This is a genomic window from Marimonas arenosa (assembly GCF_030848945.1).
Taxonomy (GTDB): domain Bacteria; phylum Pseudomonadota; class Alphaproteobacteria; order Rhodobacterales; family Rhodobacteraceae; genus Marimonas; species Marimonas arenosa.
In genome coordinates, this window is record NZ_JANHAX010000006.1 from 184,264 (window position 1) to 202,326 (window position 18,063).

Here is an 18,063-nt window from a genome sequence, read left to right on the forward strand (position 1 = left end):
CCCCTCAGGAACTGCGACAGGTCGAAAGCGCGATCTCGCCACGATGAACCGGCAGTCCCGGCGACGGGTTCATCACAACGTTCTGTACACCGGTGATCGCGTTCATGCATCTGTCGGCGGCAGATGACCCGACGCTGCGGCCGCCGACATAGATGTCGAGCCACGCGAGCCCGCCATAGCCGGTGTGGCACGGACCGTTCTGCGGCCGCGGACCGTCGCCGCAAAGATCCTCAACGATGCCGTATTTTTTCAGGTTCGGGAAATAGAACCGCGTACCGGCAGGAAAATCCATCCGGCTTCGCCCGCCAGATTTCGAGTGCCCCACCGCGACTGTTATCGGGTCGTCGTAGGTTCCCGTCCCCCCGGCTTGACGGTGAATGATCGGGCGTGCAATTCGGGCCGATCCCGGCGGCGTGTTGTCCCAGAAACTGTAGCCGGTCACGAAGGCCCGCATCGTCCCGGTATTTTTGCTAGCGTAGGCGACTTTGGTGAAGGCCTGTGGCTCACCCGATGTCGACACCACGACATTACGGGTCGCCGTATCGGTTGTTGACATGCAGCCCGTTACGACGCTGACACAGCCAACCAACGAAACGGTCTTGAAGAGAGATTTCGGCATGGGCACCTCCAGAAGCTTGAAAACGTCCGGAAACGCCGCATTTCGCGGTAACGAAGGTGACGCTTCCGGTGTGACCAACATCGGAAGGCACGGTGAACGGCGGCTTAATTGCCGCCCGTCTGACACCGGTTTTTTCTATAGAATCTTAGCGGTTTTCCGCGACTGCCCCCGATCAGGTTGACAGTCTGCATGCCTTGCCAAACCGCCGGGCCGAGAACCGGCGGCGCACAGTTTGCTTCGATCGCAGAGGGTCGGGCCGCGCAGCACGCCGAGCGATCGTCAACCAACTCTGTTCGTGAACACTCGAGCTCAGAAGGCTGGGACACCAACGGCGAGAGACCCTGCGAATTCCCCCTTCGCCGCGACAAGCCATTCCGAACAGACGCGCGCATCCTGCGCAATGTCACGATGGCGGTTCGTAAAGACCCGGATACGTCCGGGTGCTGCCGTGACCCCTCGACAGAGCCGGGCGCAGATTACGCGTCAGATCGTCAGCGTGCGGTAGTCCCTCGCGACCCACTCCGCCGAGAACCGGTCGCCGTGTTCGCTTTCCCAATTGCCGATCTTCGCCTCGACCTCTTCGAAATTGCGGCGCTTCGCGCTTTGCGTCGGCAGCTTGTCGGCCCGCGTGCTGAACCAGAACTTGAACCGCCTGTCCTCGGCCTCGGGCGCCAGGGCGCGTCGCGATGCCGGACCGATCCGTGATTTGAAGACGATGTCCAGCACCTCCGGTTCCGGGTTGCCGTGACTGCCGTCGCCACAGAACACGTAGTGATCGGCCGAGACCTTGCGTGCGAAGTCCCGGTCCATGTTGTGCTCCGACCCGTGGTGCTGGATCTTGAGCACATCGACATGCAGATGGCCGTTGTCGAGGAACCCGGCCGCGTCGAGCCCATCCAGGATTTTGTCCTGCTGGCCGTCGCCGGTGAGAAGCAGTTTCTTGTCATCCTCCTCGACCATGAACATCAGCGACGCGACGTTGGGTACCGTCACCCCCTCGAAATCCTTGACCCCGTTCCAGTTCCTGAGATCGAAGGGCGATCCAACGAATTGACCGGCAGCAAACGCCTCGACCCGTTTCTTCATCTCCGCCCGCACCTTGGCGACGCTGTTCTTCTCGGGATCGTTCAACCAGTTGTTCCAGCCCTGGCGCAGATCGTCGAGCTCTCTCTCGGTGGGGCCGATGATGGTGAACTTGAGATCGCCGACGTGGAAGGATTGCGGCTGGTCGCGGAAATACAGCAGCTTAGCCGGTCCGGCTGAACCGGGAAACTCATTGACCACGACGTCCAGAAGGTCAGGCTTGCAAATCCGCGACACCTTCAGCGCCTCGGGAATGGAATTGGCGATGTTCTCGGCATCATGGGCCATGTCGACCAGATCTGGCACTGCCGATCCGTACAGGACCGGTACCGACGCCGCCAGCAGGTCGCCGATCGGGCCGGCATTGTCGCCAACCTGGTCGCGGAAGGAATTGTGCCACAGCCCGCCGATCGCCGCCGGGCGCGGGAAATCGGGTTCCCGCACGCTGGACACGCCGTTCTGCTGGTGGTGATCGAAGACTTTCCAATCCAGCGCATCGTTCAGAAGCTGGAGCACGCCGGAAATGTGGTCCTGATCGATGTGGCTGACATAGACATAATCCAGACGCCCCCCGTCGCCGATCAGATCCGGCAACAGGTGGCGGGCATGGGCGCGATAGGCCCGCGCCATGCCGCCATCGCACAGCACATTCTTGCCGTCACGGCTTTGCAGCAACAAGCAGTCGCCCTTGTCAGACTGGAAGATTCTGAGTTTCATGCCGCCCTCATCACGCGTTCAAATCGCGGCGGTTCGAGAACGACGCCGCCTCCTGGATCGCTGTTTCCGGGTCGATCCGGCCGAACCCCGCGTCGTTGACCCAGTCATAGGTGCCTCCCGGCAACGGCCGCGAAGTCCTCTGGAGAATCCCGAGGCATTGCGCAGCATTGAGCCCGGGATTGGCGTTCAGCATCAGCCCGATCACCCCCGCGACATACGGGCTCGCCATGCTGGTGCCCGACTTCGCGGTCCACAACGCGTCCCTCGAGTCAAAGCCGTTCGCCGCCAGGATCTTCGAGCCCGGCGCCGCAATGTCGGGTTTGAAACGCCCGTCCCGCGTCGGCCCCTGGCTCGAGGTGATGTTCATGCGGTTGCTTGCAGCATCGTAGTTTGACACTGCCACCGCGTTATTGCCGCAGGCCAGTGACGAGATGGAATGCGAATCCACGTTCGAAGCCTCCGTGAAGAAGGACGGAAACCGCCAGAACTGCATCCCCCCGAACGCGCCGAGATTGCGCGGATCATCACGTTCGATCCAACAGTGAAAACGGCCATTGCGGATGTCCACGCCGCGCAGGCGGACACGCCAGACCCCGGCGCGGATACCGCGGAACTGGCCCGGCGTCAGGTTGGGCGACAAGTAGATCGAAATGTAATTCGCGCCGTTCGCCGGATGATAGAGCTCGTTATAGATCGACACCGTGGTGCCGTCGCTGAGGCGTTCGTTTTCGAAATACTCCTGAGGCGCCGCGCGCAGCCAGGTGGTGTCGCCCGGCGGCAGCACTTCGACCTCGAACCGGTCCTGCGGACTGTACCAGATCTCCAGCTCGTTTTCCGAGATGTCGGCGATGCCGTTCCCGACCACGACCCATTCGATCTCGGTATCGAGACCGCGCGCCGGAATCCGCCCGCTGGTATGGATCCGCCCCATGATAAATCCGAAATCCTCGGGTCCGGTCGAGTCCTGCTGGCCGGCATTGCCAGCGGCGAAACAGACCGACCGCCCGGGCACCGTCAACGCCGAGTCGATCCAGCGCGTCACCCCGCTCGACCCGTCATGCGCCCCGCCATTTGTGCCGAGGCTCACATTGATGGTGATCGGCTTGCCGATCTCGTTAGCGGTGGCGATCAGGTATTCGATGGCATCGATGATCCGGCTGCTGTCCGAGAAGGTAAAGGCGCGCCGCTCACGGTCTTCTTCGGGAAGCGGCACGTCGACCAGCACGGCGATGATCTCGGCCTCGGGGCAGACACCCTCGTTTCCGGCGGCGATGCTGGCGACATGGGTGGCGTGCGATCCAGGGCTGCGCTGCGACTGTCGCTCGATCTCGGTCGCCGGAAGGCCGCCGGCCGCCTCGGCACGGATCGCATCGTTCATCTGCGCCTGGGTGAACTCGCAGCCATAGCCCAGATGCGCCGCGGTCGTTCGGAAACTGCCACCCTGGTCCCAGATGCGGTTGAACCGGGTGGTACCGTCGGCGCGCAGGAAATCCGGATGGGCGAAATCGAAGCCGCCGACATCGATGATGCCCACCAGAATACCTGCACCCCTGCCGTGCACATCTTCGCCGCCAATCTTGCGCTCCGTCCGCCCCGTATCCCCCTCTTCCAGCGGCAAGTCGATGCTCAGCGTTTCCGCGGGCTGCACGAAGGTCACGTCCGGATCGGTCCACAACGTGTCGAGAAAGGACACCGGCACCGTCGCCGATATCAGCCGACCGCGCCGGTTGACCATGCCCGGCGGTCGCTTGCTCTTGGCCTTGGGCAGGGCGTTGCGACAGGCCGCAGCAATGCGCTCAGCGGCAACGTCCGACCCATCGCTGCCCTTGTCGTCGGGTCGCGGCGTCACTTCGATGCTGACATTGACGAATGACGTGCTCGCCGGTTCCACTTCGGGCCATTTCGGTCGCTTGGTCAATTGCCGGCTGGTGAGGCTGACCAGATCGATCTCCGAACTCGGGTCGTGCAGCGCTACGGCCTGCTGAGCGCCCGCGAGATTCAGAAGTTCGAGTCCCTTTTTTTCCGGCTTTGGCTCGGCCGCAGAAAACACCCGCCCCGAGATCTTGGCGCGGCAGGAATTCACGGTTTGATCACCGTTTCGGATCACGCGCAGCAACGGATGAATGCGTCGGGCGGGCGATGGATCATACGTCATGGCAATCTCGGCAATTGAAACAAATAAGCAAAAGGATAGTTGAAAACGCTCAAAACACCAAACGCAATGCGGGAAAAACGCAAGAAGTCGCGACTTCTACGCGAGTACCGTTTCAGACGCAGCGAGTCGGCGTCTCGACGGAAAGTTTGCGGCGTGACATGGACACGTCGTCGGAGGGCGGGCTCTTCAACCCCGCCCAAGTGCTCCCATTTCAGTGGTGGTGCGCGATTGGCCTTTGATTCATCGGGCCGAAGGTGATCCGGCCCGACTTACGCTCTTGTTCAACAGCGACGCGCAGGTTCGAAACCCCTATGTTAGAGCGATGGCAACCACAAGGCCAGTTGCGGGAAGGCCACCAGCAGCGCCACAAGCAACAGCGAACAGCCGATGAACGGGAAGGCCGAGGTATAGATTTCGCGCATTGTCGTGCCCGGCGGCGCCACTCCCTTCATCACGAACAGCAACAACCCGAAGGGCGGCGTGGTAAAGCTGATCTCCAGCGACAGCAGCATGATCAGCCCGAACCAGATCGGATCGAACCCCAGCGTGTTGGCCAGTGGAAAGAAGATCGGCACGGTCAGGAGCATGATCGAGATCTGCTCCATGAACATTCCCAGCAGAAGCAGCACCGCGAACATCACACCCAGCATCGCGAGCGGCGCCAGATCGAAGGAGGTGGCCCAGTTCACCAGCCCGCGCGAGGCGCCGGAAAACGCCAGCAATTGACTGAACGTGGCCGAACCGAACACGATCAGATAGGCCATCAGCGTCACCCGCAAGGCCCCAACCACCGACTTCCGCATCGACTCCCAGGTCAGGCAGCGGAACAGCGCCGCCAGGATCAACACCCCCAGCGCACCGAAGGCCGCCGCTTCGGACGGCGTCACAAAGCCCCGGATCATCAGCACGATGATCACCACCATGACCCCGACCATCGGCACGACTTCGGTGACCAGCAGGCCCAGCTTGCGGCCCAGTGACATCGGCTCGACATCGTAGGCCGGGGCGGCATCGGGGTTCATCCGGGTCTGCAGCCAGATCGTGGCGATGTAGAACGACGCCAGGATCAGCCCTGGGACAACACCGGCGATCAGCAGCGCGGCCACGTCGATCTGCGCCAGCGTTGCTAGCAGCACCGCCAGCGCCGAGGGCGGGATGATGATCGCCAGCCCCCCGGTGCCGAGGATCGGCCCGATGCTCATGTGCGACTGGTATCCCCGCCGACTCATCTCGGGCACCATCAGCGAACCCAGAAGCGCGGTCGAGCCCATCGACGAACCCGACAGGGTCGAAAAGGCAGTGCCGCCCAGCACGGTGACATAGCTCAGCCGCCCCGGCAGCCGGCCCAAGAGTTTGTCGATGGCGTTGAACATTCGCCCGCCAAGCCCGGTATGAAAGAAGATCTCGCCCATCAGCAGAAACAGTGGGATCGGCACCAGCGCGTACTTCGTCAGTGCCCCCAGCCCGTTGTTCAAGAGCTGCGCCACTCCCCGCTCACCGCCCATGAACACCCAGGCGCCGATGATGTTGGCGGCAAGAAAGGCCAGCGCCACCGGCATGCCGATGGCCATTAAGAAAATGATCGTGCCCAAGAGCAGGGCCAGCGCCTCGTACCACTCCATCATTCGTGGATCCCCGCCTCGCCGGTATGCATCAACTCGGCGCCAAACACGAAGCGGGCGAACTCCACCGCCATCAGGCCAAAACTTAGTGGAAAGGCGATGGTCAGGAGCCAGCGCGGAAAGTAATAGGCGCGCACGTCATAGTCACCGCGCTCGATATTCGTCAGAAACAGGTCCGCGCCCTTCCAGGTCAGGATCACGCAGACCGCGACACAAGCCGCCGCGACCAGCCGGCTCAAGCCCCGACGCAGTCGCGCCGGCAACGCCGCGGTGACCAGTTCGATATGAACGTGGCCCTTTTCCCGCACCAGCCAGGGCGCACCAAGCATAGTCATGTAGAGAAGCCCGTATTCGGCCGAAGTGAACAGCCAGGCAAAGGGCTGAAGGCCAAGGTTGCGCATCAGCACCGACACGATCACCGACACCATCAGCCACACCAGCGTGGCCCCGGCCACGACAGCCATCGCATAAAGAAGCGCGCTGTAGGCGCGTGTCACGGCAATCATCAGCCCCTGCCCCTGTGCAAACCCGGGCCCGCCTCGATGGCGGGCCCGGCTCGGTCTTACTTGGCGGCGTCGAGATCGTAGAAGAGCTCGATCAGCTTGTCATAGTTGCCGGTACCGCCCGGCTGCTCGGCCATCACGCTTTTCATCCGCTCCCAGGTCTTCTCCCGCGCCGCGGCGAGATAGTTGGCCTTAGCCTCACCTTCCAGCGAAACCACCTTCATGCCGGCCGCCTCCAGTGCCGCAAAATCCTCGTCGCGCTTGGCGCGCAGCGCCGCGACGCTGTCCTTTTCGTGCTGGATCGCCACGTCCTGCAGGACCTTCTTCGACTCGTCGCTCAGGCTGTTCCACTTGTCGAGGTTGATGATCACGCCGAGATCGGTCGAGAAGAAGCACGGCTCGATCCGGTAATTCAGAAACTCGTTCCACTTCAGGTCAATCAGCCCGATCTGGGTCCAGCCGGTGGCATCCACGACACCGCGCTGCAGGGCCGAGTAAACCTCGCCGGTCGGCAGGTCGATCACCTGCGCGCCGAGATAGTTGGTGAAAAACGCATTATAAACCGCATTGCCACGCAGCTTCAGACCCTCGACCTCGAGATTGCCATTTGCGTCGAAGGTCGGCTCGTTGCGGGTCCAGAGGTTGTAACAGACACCGCTGTCGAACCAGCCGAGGTATTTCACGCCCATCTTCTCCTGGTGGACTTGGTCGATCAGCGCGATGCCGCCGTTTTCACGGGTTTCGACCGCGGTGAGGTTCGACGCCACCAGAGCGTCTTTCTCGGGCAGAACGCCGGCATAGAACGATCCCGGCGTGTAAACCATGTCGACGATGCCGTCGCGCACCGCGTCAGGCTGCTGGAACATGCCGATGGCTTCCGGCCCACCACGCACGTCGATGCGCACCACGCCTTCACCGGCAGCATTCACCTTGTCGACAAAGGACAGAAAGCTCTTGGTATAGATCAGGGTTTCGGGAAAGGCATGCACTGCCGACAGTGTATCTTCGGCCTGCGCCACGCTGGCGATCAGGGTCGAGCCGGCCAGGATGCCGCCCAGGATATTCATCTTCATCGTATTCCTCCATGTGTGGTCGGGGCGGGTTCTCGGTTTTGCCCCTGTTGGGTTTTGGCACCTTCCCCGATGCCGGTTTGCGCCGTCATGCCCGGCGCATCTCATGCCTCCGCCGCGGGCCAGGCCCAGGGCGCCACCTGTCGGCGACCCTCCCGGAACCGGGCAATTGCGTCGGAATGCTGTCTGGTCAGGTCGATATCGTCCCATCCGTTGATCAGTTTGGTGCGCCAGCTGTCATCGAGAGAGAAGTCCACATGCAGATCGCCCAGCATGATTTCGCCCGTTTCAAGGTCAACCGTGGCTTCGGCTGTCGCCCCATGCAGCGCCTGCGTCAGCGCCGCCGCGTCCTCGGGGCTCACCCGGGCCGGCAACAACCCGTTATTGACGGCATTGCCAGCGAAGATATCTCCGAAGCTCGGCGCAATCACCGCGCGGAACCCGGCATCGACCAGCGCATAGACCGCCGCCTCGCGCGACGAGCCGCTGCCGAAGTTGCGGCCCGCGACAAGGATACTGGCGGCTGGATGCCTGTTGAGCGGGAAATCGGGGTGCAGCGCGCCATCCTCGTCGCGGCGCAAGTCGTGCAGCAGGTAATCGCCATAGCCTGCGGACCGCGGCACCGACATAAATCGCGCCGGGATCAGCTGATCGGTATCGACATTGTCGCGCGGCAGCGCCACAGCCAGCCCTTTGTGAAATGCCCAACCCGCCATCAGGCCGCCCTCCCGGCCAGCAAGGCGCGGACATCTGTGATTTCGCCGGTGACGGCGGCGGCGGCCACCATCGCCGGGCTCATCAGATGGGTGCGCGCGCCGCGGCCCTGGCGGCCACGGAAATTGCGGTTGGTTGACGAGGCGCAACGTTGTCCGGACGCAACCAGATCACCGTTCATGCCGACGCACATCGAACACCCCGCGCCGACCCAGTCGAGACCGGCGGCGGTGAAGACCCGGTCGAGCCCCTCCTCCTCGGCCTGTTTCTTGACCAGCATCGAGCCCGGCGACACCATCCCCGGCACCCGTGCCCTGCGTCCGGCCAGGACGGCAGCAGCGGCGCGCAGGTCCTCGATCCGGCCATTGGTGCAGGAGCCGATGAAAACCTGATCGACCGGCGTTCCGGCAATCGGGCGACCCGGTTGCAACCCCATGTAATCGAGCGCCGCGCGCGCCGTCTCGGCCTTTTCACTCGGCAGTCGCGCAGGATCTGGCACGGTGGCATCGACCGGCAGCGCCTGTTCGGGGCTGGTGCCCCAGGTGACGGTCGGGGCGATCTCACCCGCCTCGATCATCACCTCGCGGTCGAACTCTGCCTCCGGGTCCGAGACCAGCATCGACCAGGCCTCAAGCGCGGCGTCCCGATCCGCGCCTTTCGGCGCGAACGGGCGGTCCTTGACATAGGCGAACGTGGTGTCATCCGGCGCCACCATGCCAAACCGCGCCCCGCCCTCGATCGACAGGTTGCACAGCGTCATGCGCCCTTCCATCGACAGGCCGCGAATGGCGCTGCCGGCATATTCCACCGCATGGCCACGCGCCCCGTCCGCTCCCAGCCGGGCAATCCAGTTCAACGCGATGTCCTTGGCGGTCACCCCTTCGCACAGCGCCCCTTCAACCCGGATGCGCATCGCCGCCGGTTTCTTCTGCCAGATCGTCTGGGTCGCCAGCACATGCGCCACCTCGGTCGCGCCGATCCCGAAGGCCAGCGCTCCGAAGGCACCGTGGGTCGAGGTGTGGCTGTCGCCGCAGTTGATCAACAGCCCCGGCAGGGTGAGCCCCTGTTCCGGCCCGATCACATGCACGATGCCCTGGTTCGGATCGTGCAGATCGAAAAGCCGCAACCCGTGGGCCCGGGCATTGTCCTGCAGGGTGTGGATCATCCGGGCAATCTGCGGATCGTCCAGCCGGTCGCGGTTGCGCGTCGGGGCATAGTGATCGACCACGGCAAAGGTCAGGTCAGGCTGGGCCACCGGCAGCCCGCGCGCCGACAGCTTGGCAAAGGCGTGGTGCGAGCCTTCGTGCACCAGATGCCGGTCCACCCACAAAAGCGACGTGCCATCGTCGCGGCGCAGCACCTCGTGGTCCGCCCAAAGCTTGTCAAGAAGGGTGGCCGGTGCGCTCATGCCACGTCCGCCTCGGTCTTGCCGATGGCGGGTTCCCAGTGCCGCGAACTGCCGCTGCCCACGCGGGTCAGCGCCATTTCAAGGCGGAACATGTCGGGACGGTAAAGCGCCGACAGGTATTCGACCCCCTTGCCGGTCTCGTCGCGCACCACCCGGCGCAGCGACAACAGCGCCGAGCCGACCGCGACCTCCAGCGCCTCGGCCACCTCGGGCCCGGCCAGGGTCGCGGACACCGACTGCTGCGCATCGCCGATATGTACCCCGCTCCGTTCCAACAGCTTGAACAGCGGGGTCGTCGCCAGGTCGTGCTCCGAATAATTCCGGGCAATCGTTTCCGGCACATAGGTCGTCAGGTGCGAAAACGGGCGGTCGTCGGCACTGCGCACGCGGGTCGCGATCTGGACCTTCTCGTCGGCGCCGAGCTTCATGGCGCGCGCCACGAAATCAGGCGCCGGACCGTAGGAGAACGACAGCAGCCTCGCGGTCGTGCTCTGCCCCATCTCGACCAGTTGCGGCATCAGCGTGGTGAAATCCATCGCCACCGGTTTCTTGCCGAAGCCGTTGGCCCGCACCACGGTGCCGCTGCCGACGCGGCGTTCGATCAGCCCGTCGGCCGACAGCGCATCGAGCGCCCGCCGCACGGTGACGCGCGACACACCGAAGGTTTCGGCAAGGCGCTGTTCACCCGGAAGGTTATCGCCATCCGCAAGCCGCCCATCGGCGATTTCGTCCTTCAACGACAAATAGACCAAGCGTGCCTTGGCCCCTTCCGGAAGCAGCGATGATCCCTTGGTGTCCACCCCGGGTAATCCTCCCTTATTCCGATCGGATGGTATCGCCGGTTTTGAGAAAATCAAGCTTCTGTATTTTTGGAGCGGGCATTTTTGGCTTAACAAAAAGCACCGACCTGTATTATGCATAATACAAATCTGCCAGGGGAGGCTTGCATGCCGATTGTCGAGCTGCATGTGCTAGAGGGCTACGACAGCACAGAAAAAAGGCGTCTTGGCGAGGCGCTGACCGACGCGGTGCGATTCGTCGTCCCCGCCGCGCCCGACGCGATAACGGTGATGATTCACGAGTTGCCCGCCGACCAGTACTTTCGCGGCCGAAGCCCTCGCAGCCCGGCGCCGGCGCGGCCCGATCCGGCCCGATTCGTCCGCGACTACCTCGCCGCGATGGAGCGCCGCGACCTCGATGCGGCCAAGGCGATGCTGGGCGACGACTTCACCATGCAATTCCCCGGCGCCGCCCCGATGACCCAACTGGAAGAACTGATCGCCTGGTCGAAACCGCGCTACAATTTCGTCACCAAGACCTATGACCGCTTCGACGCGATGCAAAGCGACGGCGCGGCGGCGCTGGTCTATTGCTTCGGCACGCTGTCGGGCGAATGGCTCGACGGCACGCCCTTCTCGGGCATCCGCTTCATCGACCGGTTCGAAATCGAAGGCGGCAAGATCACCCGCCAGGACGTCTGGAACGACATGGCCGAAGTCAAGGCAAACGCATGAGCGAGATCGACCCCATCACCCTTTCGGTGCTTGCCGGCCGGATGGAGCAGATCGCCGACGAGATGGACGCGACCCTGTTCCGCGCCGCCTTCAACCCGATCATCGCCGAGGCGCATGACGCCTCGCACGGCCTCTACCATGCGCAAACCGGCGACACGCTGGTGCAGGGCAAGTCCGGCCTGCCGATCTTCGTCGGCGTGATGTCCTTCGCCGTCAAGGCGGTGATCGAGAAGGCCGCCGCCGACGGCGACCTGGAAGACGGCGACATCTACATCTTCAACGACGCCCATATCGGCGGCACGCACCTGTCCGACATGCGCCTGGTCCGGCCCTATTTTCGCGACGGGGAACTGTTCTGCTATCTCGCCTCGGTCGGCCACTGGCACGATGTCGGCGGCAACGTGCCCGGCAACTACAACCCGGCAGCCACGGAAGTATTTCAGGAGGCGTTCGTGCTGCCACCGGTGAAACTCGCCCGCGCCGGCGAGGTCAACCAGGACATCATCGACATCCTGTTGCGCAACACCCGCCTGCCGCAATCGGCGATGGGCGACCTCAACGGCCAGCTCGGCGCGCTCGATCTCGGCGTCAGGCGGATGGACGAACTTTTGGACGAATACGGCGCCGAGACCATCGCCGCCGCGCTCGAAGCGCTCGGCCACCGCGCCGAGGCGCTGATGCGCTCGGAACTCACCGATCTGCCCGACGGCCGCTGGCAGGCCGAGGACTTTCTCGACAATGACGGCATCACCGACGAACCGCTGAGGATCAGCGTCGCGCTGGAAATCAGGGGCGACCAGATGACCCTCGATTTTTCCGGCTCCTCACCGCAATGCGCCGGCCCGGTCAACATTGCCCTGCCCACCACGGTGGCCACCGCCTATGTCGCGATCAAGCACATCTTCCCGGCCCTGCCCGCCAATGCCGGTGTGATGCGCCCGATCGAAGTGATCGTGCCCGAGGGTTCGCTGCTGTCCGCCGAGTTTCCCGCCCCCACCGGCGGTTATACCGAAACCATCCTGCGGATGATCGACGTGGTGTTTTCCGCCTTCGCCAAGGCCGCACCCACCCGCGTGGTCGCCAATGCCTATGGCACGATCAACGCGCTGTCGATCGCCGGCAAACGCAAGAACGGCCAGCCCTGGGTGATGTTCTCGTTCTATGGCGGCGGCCACGGCGGTTCGCCCGAAACCGACGGGCTCAACCACGGCAATGCGCCGATTTCCACCGCCACCATCCCGCCGATGGAGATCCTCGAGGCCGCCTACCCGGTGATGTTCCGGCAATGGGCGCTGCGCCCCGACAGCGCTGGCCCCGGCGCCCATCGCGGCGGGCTGGGCGCGATCTATGAAATCGAAGTGCTCGAGGAAAACGGCGCCGAGGCCTTCCTGTTCGGCGAACGCGGGTGCTTTGCCCCCAAGGGCATCGTTGGCGGCGGTGACGGCGCGCTCAACATCTTCTCCTACGAACAAGAGGACGGCTGGCACCACCCACCACTCACCTCGAAAATGCGCGGCATCCGGCTGAAACAGGGCCAGGCGGTGCGGCTGGAGACTCCCGGCGGCGGCGGGTACGGCGCGGCAAGCGATCGCGCGCCCGAGGCCATCGCCCGCGACGTCGCCCGCGGACTGATCAGCGCCGCCGAGGCCGACCGGACCTACGGAACAGACTGGCGGGAGGGTCAGGCATGAGCGCCCGCATGATCGGCGTCGATGTCGGCGGCACCTTCACCGATGTCTTCGTTCTCGACGAGGCCACCGGCACCGCCAGCGTCGCCAAGGTGCCGACCACCAAGCCCGACCAGTCCGGCGGCTTTCTCGACGGCATCGGGCGCGAGGTGTCCGACCTGTCGCAGATCGCCGTCGTCGTGCACGGCACCACCGCCGGCACCAACGCCCTTCTCGAACGCAAAGGCGCCCGCACCGGCGTGATCACCACGCAAGGGCTTCGCGACGTTCTGGAAATGCGCCGCCGCGACCGGCCCCGCACCTGGGGCCTGCGCGGTGACTTCGAACCAGTGGTCGACCGTCGCGACCGGCTCGAGGTGCCCGAACGCACCTTGGCCGACGGCACCATCCGCACCGCCGTCAATCTCGACGCGGTGCGCGACGCCGCGCGCCAACTTCAGGACAACGGCTGCGAGGCCGTGGCGATACTCTTCGCCAACGCCTATGCCAACCCGGAAAACGAGGCCGCCGCCGTTAAGGCCGTGCGCGCCATCTGGCCCAACCCCCACGTTTCGGCCAGCCATGAAATCCTGCCCGAGATCCGCGAGTTCGAACGCTTCTCCACCACCGCGCTCAACGCCTATCTTCAGCCGGAAGTCTCGGGTTATATCGGCCGGCTGGAAACCGCGCTGCAAAAGGGCGGCTTCGACGGCGAATTCATGATCGTGCAGTCGAACGGCGGCGTCATGGCGGTCGACACCGCCTGCCGCCTGCCGATCCGCACCGCCCTGTCCGGCCCCGCCGCGGGCGTGATCGCGGCCGGCTACATCGCCCAGAGCGCGGGCTTCGACAACGTCATCACCGGCGACATGGGCGGCACCTCGTTCGACGTCTCGCTGATCGCCGGCGGCCAGTCGATGCTGTCGCCCCAGACCGCGATCGATTTCGGCATGGTCGTGCGCACCCCGATGATCGAGATCACCACCATCGGCGCTGGCGGCGGCTCGATCGCCTGGGTCGACAAGGGGGGCTTGCTTAACATCGGCCCCGAAAGCGCCGGCTCCGACCCCGGCCCGGTCGCCTATGGCCTCGGCAATGACCGCCCCACCGTGACCGACGCCAACGTCGTTCTGGGCCGGATCGACCCCGACAATCCGATCGGCGGCAAGCTCGAGCGGCTGGACACCGACGCCGCGGCAAACGCCATCGATGCCCATGTCGGCGCCCCGCTGGGCCTGTCGACGCTGGAAGCGGCCGAGGCCATCCTGCGGGTCGCCAACTCGCGCATGGCCGGCGCCATCCGGCTCGTTTCCATCGAACGCGGCTTCGACCCCAAGCGGTTCGCCTTCATGCCGTTCGGCGGCGGCGGCGCGCTGCATGCCGGCGCCATGCTGGCTGAAGTCGGCATCGCGCGCGCCATCGTGCCGCGCTATCCCGGCGTCACCTCGGCGATGGGCTGCGTGATCGCCGACATGCGCCAGGATTTCGTGCAGACCGTCAATTCGCTGGTCGCCACGCTCGACGAGGCCACGCTCGGGGGCTTCATGCAGGATCACACCGACCAGGGCATGGCGCTGCTCGACGCCGCCCGCACCAATTTCGAGGCGCGCGAGGTCAGCTTCGAACTCGACATGGCCTATATCGGCCAGACCCACACGGTCTCGGTCCCGGTCCCGGCGCAGATCGAGAACGGCAAGGTCACACCACCCACGAAACCGCAGATCGAAGACGCCTTCGACACCGCCTACGCCGCCACCTTCGGACGGCTGCTGAAGAACGGCACGCGGCGCATCCTCAACCTGCGCAGCGCGGTCACCGGCAAACGGCCGAAATTCGACCTCGCCACCCTTGCCCCGACCACCACGGAACCGCCCGCGCCGAAATCCACCCGGCGCGTGCATTTCGAAGGCGCATGGCACGACACCGCGATCTACGACCGGCTCGCCTTGCCCGTCGATGCGGTGATCTACGGCCCCGCCATCCTCGAACAGCCCGACACAACCGTGCTGATCGAGCCGGGACTGCAAGGCCGCGTCGACCGTTTCGGCAACACCATCATCGAACCCGGAAAGGAAGCCTGATGAGCGATCCGAAAACCTGGGACCTGGCGCGCACCGCGTTGCTGACCATCGACCTGCAAAACGACTTCATCCATCCGAAGGGCGCCTATGGCCGCGCCGGGCAAACGGCGGACAGCATCGCTGCCCTGCCCGACCGCATCGCGCCACTGGCCAAGGCCATCCGCGCAAAGGGCGGGCGCTATTTTTCCGCCCAGTTCACCCTGGTGCCCGACCGCGACGGCGAGCCGCTGATCGCGCCGCACCTGCGCCAGCTGCGCCCGTTCCTGGGCAAGGGCGATTTCGCCCCCGGCAGCTTTGGCCACACGCTGGTCGACACGCTGCACCCGGCCGATTTCGTGATCGAGAAGGTGGCCTATTCCGCCTTCTACCAGACCCGGCTGGAATACCTGATGCGCGCCACCGGCATCGACCGGCTGATCGTTGGCGGTATCGTCACCAATGGCGGCGTCGCCTCGACCCTGCGCGATGCGCATCTGCGCGACATCGACACGGTGATGCTGACCGATGGCTGCGCCGCCTTCAAACAAGAGGTCCACGACGCCACGCTGCTGTCGCTCGGCACCGTCACCCAGCAGATGACCTGCGCCGATGCCCTGCAATGGCTGGAGGGCGCGGCATGACCCTCAAGACCCGGCTGACCGAAAAGAACATCCTCGTCGCCCCCGGCGTCTACGATGGCCTCACCGCGTCACTGGCCCAAGCCGCCGGGTTCGAGGCGCTCTATCTCAGCGGCGCGGCGGTCGCCTACACCCGCCTTGGCCGCCCCGATATCGGCCTGACCACGGCCAGCGAAATGGCCGACACCATGGCGCTGATCGCCGACCGCACCGACCTGCCGGTGATCATCGACGCCGACACCGGCTTCGGCAATGCGCTCAACGCCCAACGCACCCTGCGCGTCTATGAACGCGCCGGCGCCGCCGCGCTTCAGGTCGAGGACCAGACCTACCCCAAACGTTGCGGCCACCTGGCCGACAAGTCGCTGATCCCGGCCGCCGAGATGGCCGGCAAGGTCGCTGCCATGGCCGATGCCCGGGCGTCCAGCGACACCCTTATCATCGCCCGCACCGACGCCATCGCGGTCGAAGGCTTCAACGCCGCCATCGACCGGGCCGGGGCCTATCTCGAAGCCGGCGCCGATGTGCTGTTCATCGAAGCGCCGCAAAGCCGCGAACAGCTGGCCGGCATCACCGATCACTTCGCCGGCCGCGTGCCGCTTCTGGCCAACATGGTCGAGGGCGGTGCCACCCCGATCACCGGCGCCGACGATCTCGAAGACCAGGGCTTCTCCATCGTGATCTTCCCCGGCGGCATCGTCCGGGCGCTGGCGAAAACCGCGCAGGACTATTACCAGAGCCTCGCCGCCAATGGCTCGAACCGCCCCTTTGCCGACCGGATGTTCGATTTCAACGGGCTGAACGACGTGATCGGCACCGGTGAGATGCTCGAGAAAGGCGCGCGCTATGACGGAACCGACAGCTGACGTCGCCCCGCCCCCGTCCGCGTTCGACATCACCTGCGAAACCCTGATCATCGGTGCCGGCGCCTGCGGCCTTGTCGCCGCGCTCTCGGCGCACGAGGCCGGCCAGCAGGTGCTGGTGATCGAGGCCGACCCGGTGCCATCCGGCTCGACCGCGCTTTCCGCCGGGCTGATCCCCGCCGCCGGCACGAAAATCCAGCGCGCCGCCGGGATCGACGATAGTGCCGAACGGTTCGCCGCCGACATCCAGGCCAAGGCCAAGGGCGAAAACGACCCGGCGCTGGTCGACCTGCTCGCCAGCAACGCCGCGCCGGTGATCGACTGGTTGACCGACACCCACGGCCTGCCCTTCTCGCTGGTCACCGATTTCGACTATCCCGGCCATTCCCGCCGCCGCATGCACGGCCTCCCTACCCGCTCGGGCGCCGAGTTGATCGACGCGCTGCGCACCGTCTGCGAAAATGCCGGGATCGACATCATCTGCGAGCGCCGCGCCACAACACTGTTTCGTGACAGCGGTCGCATCCACGGGGTCGCCGTCACCCGCCCCGACGGAGGCACCGAGACCATCGGCTGCACCCGGCTGATCCTTGCCTGCAACGGCTTCGGCGGCAACCGCACGCTGGTCCACCGCCACATGCCCGAGATCGAGAACGGCCTCTGGTTCGGTCATGACGGCAACCGTGGCGAGGCGGTGCTCTGGGGCGAGGCGCTCGGCGCCGCCACCGACCATCTCGGCGCCTATCAGGGCCACGGCAACGTCGCCCACCCGCACGGCATCCTGATCACCTGGGCGGTGATCACCGAAGGCGGCGTGCAGGTCAACCGCGACGGACGCCGCTTCTGGAACGAGGCACAGGGCTATTCCGAGGCCGCCCGCGCCGTCCTCGCCCAGCCCGGCGGCGAAGCCTTCGCCATCTTCGATGCGCGCATCGCCACCGTCGCCCGCCAGTTCGAGGATTTCAAACGCGCCGAATCCGCCGGCGCCATCAAAACCGCCGACACGCTCGACGCCCTGGCCCGGAAGCTCGGCCTGCCCGCCGCGGCTCTGGTCGAAACCATCGCCTCGATTCCGCTCGGCGGCACCGACCTCTTCGGCCGCTCTTTTGGCCTGACCCCGCTTGCCGCGCCCTATTGCGGCGTCCGCGTCACCGGCGCGCTGTTCCACACCCAGGGAGGGCTTCAGGTGAACGAAACCGCGCAGGTCCTCAACCGCGACGGCACACCGTTTCCCAATCTCTATGCCGGCGGCGGTGCCGCCTGCGGCGTTTCCGGCAAATCGGACAGCGGCTATCTGTCCGGCAATGGCTTGCTCAGCGCGGTGGTCCTCGGTCGCGTCGCCGGCCGCGCCGGCGGTTCGGCCAGCTAAGTCGCGCCCGGCGCTAATCGGTGGCGTTTCTCCTGGAAAGGCCCCAGACTACCTGTATCGC

General features: G+C 65.1%; 15 protein-coding genes. 6 read left to right on the forward strand and 9 right to left on the reverse strand.

The features are described from left to right. Positions 1-4: 4 nt before the first annotated feature. From NO357_RS17910 to NO357_RS17950, 9 genes are all read right to left on the reverse strand, one after another. Positions 5-619, reverse strand: coding sequence for a hypothetical protein (locus tag NO357_RS17910; protein WP_306737103.1), 615 nt, complete (start codon positions 617-619; stop codon positions 5-7). A 483-nt stretch (positions 620-1,102) separates the two neighbouring features. After that, entirely contained in the window at positions 1,103-2,419 is a 1,317-nt protein-coding gene (locus tag NO357_RS17915; protein WP_306737104.1) for an MBL fold metallo-hydrolase, read from the reverse strand. Between the two features lie 10 nt (positions 2,420-2,429). Beyond that, complete coding sequence (locus NO357_RS17920) at positions 2,430-4,574, reverse strand: S8 family serine peptidase (RefSeq protein WP_306737105.1); 2,145 nt, start codon at positions 4,572-4,574, stop codon at positions 2,430-2,432. Between the two features lie 314 nt (positions 4,575-4,888). After that, on the reverse strand, positions 4,889-6,196 hold the full coding sequence (locus NO357_RS17925) for a TRAP transporter large permease (protein WP_306737255.1): 1,308 nt from the start codon (positions 6,194-6,196) through the stop codon (positions 4,889-4,891). Further along, on the reverse strand, positions 6,196-6,702 hold the full coding sequence (locus NO357_RS17930) for a TRAP transporter small permease (protein ID WP_306737107.1): 507 nt from the start codon (positions 6,700-6,702) through the stop codon (positions 6,196-6,198). Before NO357_RS17930 ends, NO357_RS17925 begins: the two co-directional genes overlap by 1 nt. Positions 6,703-6,758: 56 nt before the next feature. After that, entirely contained in the window at positions 6,759-7,772 is a 1,014-nt protein-coding gene (gene dctP / locus NO357_RS17935; protein ID WP_306737108.1) for a TRAP transporter substrate-binding protein DctP, read from the reverse strand. 101 nt (positions 7,773-7,873) lie between these two features. Further along, complete coding sequence (gene leuD, locus NO357_RS17940; protein WP_306737109.1) at positions 7,874-8,485, reverse strand: 3-isopropylmalate dehydratase small subunit; 612 nt, start codon at positions 8,483-8,485, stop codon at positions 7,874-7,876. Then, entirely contained in the window at positions 8,485-9,891 is a 1,407-nt protein-coding gene (leuC, locus tag NO357_RS17945; protein WP_306737111.1) for a 3-isopropylmalate dehydratase large subunit, read from the reverse strand. Before leuC ends, leuD begins: the two co-directional genes overlap by 1 nt. Then, complete coding sequence (locus NO357_RS17950; RefSeq protein ID WP_306737112.1) at positions 9,888-10,691, reverse strand: GntR family transcriptional regulator; 804 nt, start codon at positions 10,689-10,691, stop codon at positions 9,888-9,890. Before NO357_RS17950 ends, leuC begins: the two co-directional genes overlap by 4 nt. Before the next feature lie 147 nt (positions 10,692-10,838). Here NO357_RS17950 and NO357_RS17955 point away from each other — a divergent pair, with 147 nt between their 5' ends. Genes NO357_RS17955 through NO357_RS17980 form a run of 6 tightly spaced genes read left to right on the forward strand, consistent with a single transcriptional unit; the run spans position 10,839 to position 18,002 of the window. Beyond that, complete coding sequence (locus NO357_RS17955; RefSeq protein WP_306737113.1) at positions 10,839-11,405, forward strand: nuclear transport factor 2 family protein; 567 nt, start codon at positions 10,839-10,841, stop codon at positions 11,403-11,405. Next, positions 11,402-13,096: a hydantoinase B/oxoprolinase family protein gene (locus tag NO357_RS17960; protein ID WP_306737114.1), complete on the forward strand. Its 1,695-nt coding sequence runs from the start codon at positions 11,402-11,404 to the stop codon at positions 13,094-13,096. The genes NO357_RS17955 and NO357_RS17960 overlap by 4 nt, the downstream gene beginning before the upstream one ends. Then, a complete protein-coding gene (locus tag NO357_RS17965; protein ID WP_306737115.1) occupies positions 13,093-15,153 on the forward strand; it encodes a hydantoinase/oxoprolinase family protein in 2,061 nt (686 codons plus the stop codon). The genes NO357_RS17960 and NO357_RS17965 overlap by 4 nt, the downstream gene beginning before the upstream one ends. After that, positions 15,153-15,773, forward strand: a complete 621-nt coding sequence (locus NO357_RS17970; protein WP_306737116.1) for a cysteine hydrolase family protein — start codon at positions 15,153-15,155, stop codon at positions 15,771-15,773. Before NO357_RS17965 ends, NO357_RS17970 begins: the two co-directional genes overlap by 1 nt. Then, positions 15,770-16,636: an isocitrate lyase/PEP mutase family protein gene (locus tag NO357_RS17975; RefSeq protein ID WP_306737117.1), complete on the forward strand. Its 867-nt coding sequence runs from the start codon at positions 15,770-15,772 to the stop codon at positions 16,634-16,636. The genes NO357_RS17970 and NO357_RS17975 overlap by 4 nt, the downstream gene beginning before the upstream one ends. Continuing rightward, positions 16,617-18,002, forward strand: coding sequence for an FAD-dependent oxidoreductase (locus NO357_RS17980; RefSeq protein WP_306737118.1), 1,386 nt, complete (start codon positions 16,617-16,619; stop codon positions 18,000-18,002). The genes NO357_RS17975 and NO357_RS17980 overlap by 20 nt, the downstream gene beginning before the upstream one ends. The last annotated feature ends 61 nt before the right edge of the window (positions 18,003-18,063 follow it).